Source organism: Streptomyces sp. NPDC025784, from assembly GCF_055558435.1.
This window is the reverse complement of record NZ_JBVHMN010000023.1, coordinates 160732-167523: the sequence shown is the minus strand read 5'-3', so window position 1 is coordinate 167523 and position 6792 is coordinate 160732. Positions and strand designations below refer to the sequence as shown.

The 6792-nt window shown below is 72.2% G+C and carries 4 protein-coding genes; 3 read left to right on the top strand and 1 reads right to left on the bottom strand.

Features of this window, described 5'->3' with window-relative positions:
- The 3 genes from ACZ4IF_RS37970 to glgB all read left to right on the top strand — a co-directional run.
- The coding region (locus ACZ4IF_RS37970; protein WP_190188581.1) for an alpha-glucosidase C-terminal domain-containing protein at positions 1–111 on the top strand (111 nt) is incomplete at its 5' end.
- 84 nt (positions 112–195) lie between these two features.
- Complete coding sequence (locus ACZ4IF_RS37965) at positions 196–1623, top strand: maltokinase N-terminal cap-like domain-containing protein (protein WP_467571642.1); 1428 nt, start codon at positions 196–198, stop codon at positions 1621–1623.
- Between the two features lie 91 nt (positions 1624–1714).
- Positions 1715–4309 carry a 1,4-alpha-glucan branching enzyme gene (gene glgB / locus ACZ4IF_RS37960; protein WP_467571639.1) on the top strand — a complete coding sequence of 865 codons (2595 nt, stop codon included), beginning with the start codon at positions 1715–1717 and terminating at the stop codon, positions 4307–4309.
- Between the two features lie 58 nt (positions 4310–4367).
- On the opposite strand, the gene ACZ4IF_RS37955 is transcribed toward glgB, so the two are convergent.
- Positions 4368–6692: a HelD family protein gene (locus ACZ4IF_RS37955; protein WP_467571656.1), complete on the bottom strand. Its 2325-nt coding sequence runs from the start codon at positions 6690–6692 to the stop codon at positions 4368–4370.
- Positions 6693–6792 lie beyond the last annotated feature (100 nt).

The following is a 6792-nucleotide window of genomic DNA, read 5'->3' as shown; positions in this document are numbered from 1 at the left end:
GTCGAACTCATCGGCGGCGTGCGATTCCCGGCCATCGGAGAACTCCCCTACTTGCTCACCCTCGCCGGACACGGCTTCTACTGGTTCCGGCTCCGCAAGGACGCCCTCTAGGACCCGGGCGGCGGGGCGGTTTCCCCCGCCCCGCCCTGGGCACGCATCAGTAACACCCCGACTCCGGGGAAAGGACGCGACGCCATGTCGGAAGCCGCAACCCACTCTGCAACGGCCCCCGTCGCACGCCCCGAGCTTCTCGCGTCCCTCGATCCACTGCTGCGGGAGTGGCTGCCGCGGCAGCGCTGGTTCGCGGGCAAGGGGCGTCCGGTGACCGGATTCTCGCTGGTCTCGGCGGTGGACCTGCTGCCGCCCGGGGCGAAGGCGGGCCTGCTCCACCTCCTCTTACGAGCACATCAGCCACTCACTCCGGCGCAGGGTGCCGCTCCGCAGCCGGGCGACTGCTATCAACTGCTCATCGGTGTGCGGGAGGCGCTGCCGCCACGGCTCGCGCCCGCGCTGATCGGGCATCCGGACGAGGGGCCACTGGCCGGGCGCACCGTGTACGAGGCGCTGTACGACCCGCGCCCCGCCGGGCTGCTGCTGGAAGCGCTGCGCAGCCGGGCCCGGGTCGGCGAGCTGCGCTTCGAGCGGGACACACGCCAGGAGATCCGCAGGGACCTGGTGCCGCGCCTGATGACGGCGGAGCAGTCCAACTCGTCGATCGTCTACGGAGATACGTTTATTCTCAAGCTGTTGCGCCGGATCGTGCCGGGCACCAATCCCGATCTGGAACTGCCGCTGGCGCTGTCCCGGGCGGGCTGTGCGCGCGTACCGGCCCCCGCGGCGTGGATGCTCGCGGACCTGGGCGGGCAGACGTCCGTCCTCGGTGTGCTCCAGCCGTTCGTCCAGGGCGCGTCGGACGGTTGGGAGCTGGCGCTGCGCGAACTGGCCAAGGGCGAGGACTTCGCCGGTGAGGCGCGGGCGCTGGGCCGGGCCACCGCCGAGGTGCACACGGCGCTCGCCGGTGCGCTGCCCACGGTGACGCTGGGCCGCGCGCAGATGGAGCTGCTCGTCGACGGCATGACCGAGCGTCTGGCGGCGGCGACGCAGGCGGTGCCCGCCCTGCGTCCTTACGCGCCCGGCCTGCTCACCGCGTTCGAGGCGCTGGCCGATCTGGCCGCCGAGGGACACACCTGGACCGCGCAGCGCATCCACGGCGATCTGCACCTGGGGCAGTGTCTGCGCTCCCCCACCGGACAGTGGTCGCTCATCGACTTCGAGGGCGAGCCGTCGAAGCCGCTCGCCGAGCGCCGGATGCCGCAGCCCGTGGCGCGTGACATCGCGGGCATGCTCCGTTCGTTCGACTACGCCGCCCACTCGGTCCCCGGCGCCCCGGGCGCCGCCGGTGCGCCCGCCCCCCTGATACCCGGCTGGGCCGACGCCTGCCGCGCCGCGTACTGCACCGGCTACGCGGAGGCCGCCGGCCTCGACCCGCGCACCGACCCCGTCCTGCTGCGGGCCTACGAGACGGAGAAGGCGGTCTACGAAGTGCTGTACGAGGCCCGGCACCGGCCCGACTGGCTGCCGGTGCCGATGACGGCGGTGCGCCGGCTGGCCGCGTCGCCCTGAACCCCTCTCCCCTGGTCCCTCCGATTCACCTGCTCCCTCCGATTCACCTGGTCCCGCGATGTCACCCGATCCTGCCGAGGAGGCCCTGCCCGTGACGCCCCGCCCTCCGTCCGACGACAGTCCGAAGAAGACCGGCGCGAAGAAGTCCGGCGCGAAGAAGTCGGCTGCCGCCAAGAAGGCGGCGGCCGGCCCGACGGCGGCCGGGAAGACCCCCAAGGCTTCCGGGACGGCGAAGGGGGCGGCGGGGGCTGCCGAGCCGGCCGCGGCCAAGGACGCGAACGGGAAGACCGCGGCCGGGAAGTCCCCGGCCGGGGCGGCGGCCGGGAAGTCCGCCGCGAGCAAGGCGCCGAAGGCCGCGAAGACGCGGAAGTCCACGAGTTCAGCGAAGGTCCCGAGGCAGCTTCCCTGCCCGGAGGGGACCGCGGACCCGGCACCGGTCCCGGAGCAGGCCCGCATCCCGGAGCAGGCGCCGGGACCCGTCGCCGACCCCGCGCCCTACTTCCCGGGCGTCGGCCCCGGCGACCGGGAACGGCTCCTCGCCGGCACCCACCACGATCCGCACGGCGTGCTCGGAGCCCATCCGGTGCCGGACGGTGTGGCCTTCCGCGTCTTCCGCCCGTACGCGCTCGGGGTCACCGTCGTGACGGACCAGCTGCGCGCCGAACTGCACGACGACGGGGACGGGTTCTTCTCGGGACTGCTGCCGCTGCGTGACGTCCCCGCGTCGTACCGGCTGCTCGTGGCGTACGAGGACGCGGTCCAGGAGACCGAGGACGCGTACCGCTTCCTGCCCGCGCTGGGCGAACTCGACCTGCATCTGATCGGCGAGGGCCGGCACGAGGAACTGTGGCGGGCCCTCGGCGCGCAGCCGATGGTCCACCAGGGCGTGACCGGCACCCGGTTCACCGTGTGGGCGCCCAACGCGCGCGGTGTGCGTCTCGCCGCCGGCTTCAACTTCTGGGACGGCACGGGTCATCCGATGCGGTCGCTCGGCTCCTCCGGGGTGTGGGAGCTGTTCGTGCCCGCGATCGGCGAGGGCGAGCTCTACAAGTTCGAGATCACCCGCCCGGACGGGACGCTCACGCTGCGCGCGGACCCGATGGCCCGGCGCACCGAGACCCCGCCCCGCACCTCGTCGATCGTCCACGCCTCCCACCACGAGTGGCGGGACGCGGAGTGGATGTCGCGCAGGGGGCTGCGGGCGACGCACGAGGCGCCGTTCTCCGTGTACGAGGTGCACCTGCCGTCCTGGCGCCCCGGTCTCACCTACCGCCAGCTCGCCGAGCAGCTCCCCGCCTACGTGTCGGACCTGGGTTTCACGCATGTGGAACTGATGCCGGTGGCGGAGCATCCCTTCGGCGGGTCGTGGGGCTATCAGGTGACCGGTTTCTACGCCCCCACCGCACGACTGGGCACCCCCGACGACTTCAAGTACCTCGTCGACGCCCTGCACCGGGCCGGCATCGGCGTCCTGATGGACTGGGTGCCCGCGCACTTCCCCCGCGACGACTGGGCCCTCGCCGAATTCGACGGACGTCCGCTGTACGAGCACGCCGACCCGCTGCGTGCCGCCCATCCGGACTGGGGCACCCTCGAGTTCGACTACGGACGGCACGAGGTCCGCAACTTCCTCGTCGCCAACGCCGTCTACTGGTGCGAGGAGTTCCACATCGACGGCCTGCGCGTCGACGCGGTCGCCTCCATGCTCTACCTCGACTACTCGCGCGAACCCGGACAGTGGGTCCCCAACGAGCACGGCGGACGCGAGAACCTGGACGCGGTCGCCTTCCTCCAGGAGATGAACGCCACCGTCTACCGCCGCAACCCCGGCGTCGTCACCATCGCCGAGGAGTCCACGGCCTGGGACGGCGTCACCCGCGCCACCCACCACAACGGTCCGGGCGGATTCGGCGGACTGGGCTTCGGGCTGAAGTGGAACATGGGCTGGATGCACGACTCGCTGGGCTATGTGGCCCACGATCCGGTGCACCGCAGGTACCACCACAACGAGATGACCTTCTCGATGGTGTACGCCTACAGCGAGAACTACGTCCTGCCCATCTCCCACGACGAGGTCGTCCACGGCAAGGGCTCACTGGTCTCCAAGATGCCCGGAGACTGGTGGCAGCAGCGTGCCACCGTGCGCGCCTACCTCGGCTTCATGTGGGCCCACCCCGGCAAGCAACTCCTCTTCATGGGGCAGGAGTTCGCCCAGGGCGCCGAATGGTCCGAGGCGCACGGCCCCGACTGGTGGCTCCTCGACCCCGCCTACCCCGCCGAACCCGACCACCGCGGCGTCCGCGACCTCGTGCGCGATCTCAACGCGGTCTATCGCCGCGAGCCCGCGCTGTGGCAGCGCGACACCGAGTCCTCCGGGTTCAGCTGGATCGCCGGTGACGCCGCCGAGGACAATGTGCTCGCCTTCCTGCGGTACGACGCCGACGGCACCCCACTGCTCGCCGTCTCGCACTTCTCCCCCGTCGTGCGGCACGGCTACCGCATCGGCGTCCCCGAGGACGTGCCGGCCTGGCACGAGGTCCTCAACACCGACGCCGGCCGCTACGGCGGCAGCGACGTCCTGAACCCCGACCCGGTCAAACCCGAACCCCACCCGGCGCACGGCCGCCCGGCCGGCATCCGGCTGACCCTGCCCCCGCTCGCCACGATCTGGCTCCGGCCCGCGTAGCCGCATCGAGCGCCGGACGGCCTGATCCAGGGCGTCCGGCGCTCGACGACGCCGCCACTCAGGCCGGTTCGGGTGCGCTCAGGGCCGGGGGCAGCGTCCCGGTGTGGAGCACGCCCAGCGACTGGGTGGCGCGGGTCAGCGCCACGTACAGGTCGCTCGTGCCGTACGACGCCGGGTCGACCACGAGTACGGAGTCGAACTCCAGCCCCTTGGCCTGCCGCGGATCGAGCAGCACCACGTCCTGTGTCAGGTCGGGCTCGGCCCCCGCCGTGACCCCGTCCAGCCGCTCGGCCAGTGCGCCGTGCAACGGGCGCGGCGCGATCACCGCGAGCCGCCCCTCGGCCGGGGTCAGTTCGGCCACCGCCTTGGCGACGGCTCCGGGCAGATCGGCGCCGGCGTCCCGCACCCAGGGCCGTTCCCCGGTCGACCGCACGGACCGCGGCGGCTCGAAGCCGGGCTGCTCGGCCCGGACCACGGCCGCGGCGAGGTCCATGATCTCCGACGGGGTCCGGTAGTTGACGGCGAGCCGCGTGTGCTCCCAGCGGTCCTCGACGTAGGGGGCCAGGATCTCCTCCCAGGAGCCCACCCCGGCCGACTCCGCGGTCTGTGCCGGGTCGCCGACGAGGGTCATCGACCGGGTGGGGCTGCGGCGCATCAGCAACCGCCAGGCCATCGGGCTCAGTTCCTGCGCCTCGTCGACGATGATGTGGCCGAAGGCCCAGGTCCGGTCGGCGGCGGCCCGCTCGGCGGCGCTGCGGAGGTCGTCCTCCTCGTGCCGTTCCGCCATTCGTTCGGCGTCGATGATGTCGTGCGCGGAGAGGATCTCGGAGTCCTCCTCGTCCTTGTCCTCGAACTCGTACGTCCGCGAGGCGTACGACACGTCGAGCACGCCCTGCGCGTAGGCGACCTGGGTCCGGCGCTCCTGGTCGGCGAGGGCGCGGGCGACGCGGTCGTCCTCGCCGAGCAGTTCGGCGGCCTCGTCGAGGAGGGGGACGTCCGCGGTGGTCCATTCCCGGGTGACGGGGCGGCGCACGGCGGCGGCGTCCTGTTCGCCGAGGTGGGTCTCGGGGGCGGCGAGGAAGTCCGCGACGACGCGCTGCGGTGTCAGCCGCGGCCACAGCTGGTCGACCGCGGACCAGACCTCGGGGTTCTCGGCCAGCTCGTCGCGGATCTGCGTGATGTCGCTGGGGTCGAGGAGGTTGGACCCGTCGAACGGGTCCGTGCCGATGCGTTCGGCGAGCATGTCGGTGAGGGTGTTGAGGATGTGGCCCTCGAAGTGCTCGCGCGCCACGTTGTGCGGCAGCCCGGCCTCCCGGGTGCGTTCGCGGGCGACCTGCACGAGGCCGGCGTCGAGCATCAGGACGTCCCTGTCGTGCTCGATCGCGATGACCGGATCGGGCAGCGCCTGACGGTCGCGGACGACCGCGGCGAGGACGTCGGCCATGTCGGCGCGGCCCTTCACCGCGGCGGCCTCGGGGGTGTCGCCGGCCGTGGCGTGCACACCGGGGAACAGTTCGCCGACGGTCGCGAGCAGGACGCCCGTCTCGCCGAGCGAGGGCAGCACCTCGCCGATGTAGCCGAGGAAGGCCGGGTTGGGGCCGACGATGAGGACGGCGCGCTTGGCCAGCAGCTCGCGGTGCTCGTAGAGCAGGTAGGCGGCGCGGTGCAGAGCCACGGCGGTCTTGCCGGTGCCGGGCCCGCCCTCGACGACGAGCACGCCCCGGTGCGGTGCGCGGATGATCCGGTCCTGCTCGGCCTGGATGGTCTGCACGATGTCGCTCATACGGCCGGTACGGGCCGCGTTGAGCGCGGCGAGCAGTACGGCGTCGCCGGTGGGGTCCTCGTGTCCGGTGCGTTCGCGGTCGCCGAGGTCGAGGATCTCGTCGTGCAGACCGGTGACGCGCCGGCCCTCGGTCGTGATGTGCCGGCGGCGGCGCAGGCCCATGGGGGTGTGGCCGGTGGCCAGGTAGAAGGGTCGGGCGACCGGGGCCCGCCAGTCGATGAGGACCGGGGTGTGTTCGGTGTCGTCGGCGCGGATGCCGATGCGGCCGATGTGGTGGCTGACCCCTGACGGGGACTCCCCCTGCCCGGACGAGGAGGGGTCGGGGGCGAGGTCGATGCGGCCGAAGCAGAGCGATCCGTCGACGGCGTTCAGCGCGGCGAGCAGGCCGGAGCGCTCGGCGACCAGCACGTCCCGTTCGAGCCGCGCCTGCATGGGCGTGTTGCCCTGGGCGAGCGCGTCCTCGACGGACGCCTCGGTGACCCCGCGCAGGGCGTCCACGCGCGCGTACAGCCCGTCGATGAATTCCTGCTCTCTCCGCAATTCATCGTCGGGAAATTCTGTGTGTGAGCCCCTGTTTGACAATTCCGCTCCCGCCCGGATATACTGTGGCCAGTGAACTTCTTCGCGACTCAATTCTCTTGAAGTCGCGAACCATCGAATATACGCAAAGAAATCCCCCGAGCGCAATCGCCAGGGGGAT

Excerpts from the sequence above, each read along its gene's own strand:
- ACZ4IF_RS37965 (WP_467571642.1), top strand. The coding sequence starts at position 196 with ATGTCGGAAGCCGCAACCCACTCTGCAACGGCCCCCGTCGCACGCCCC.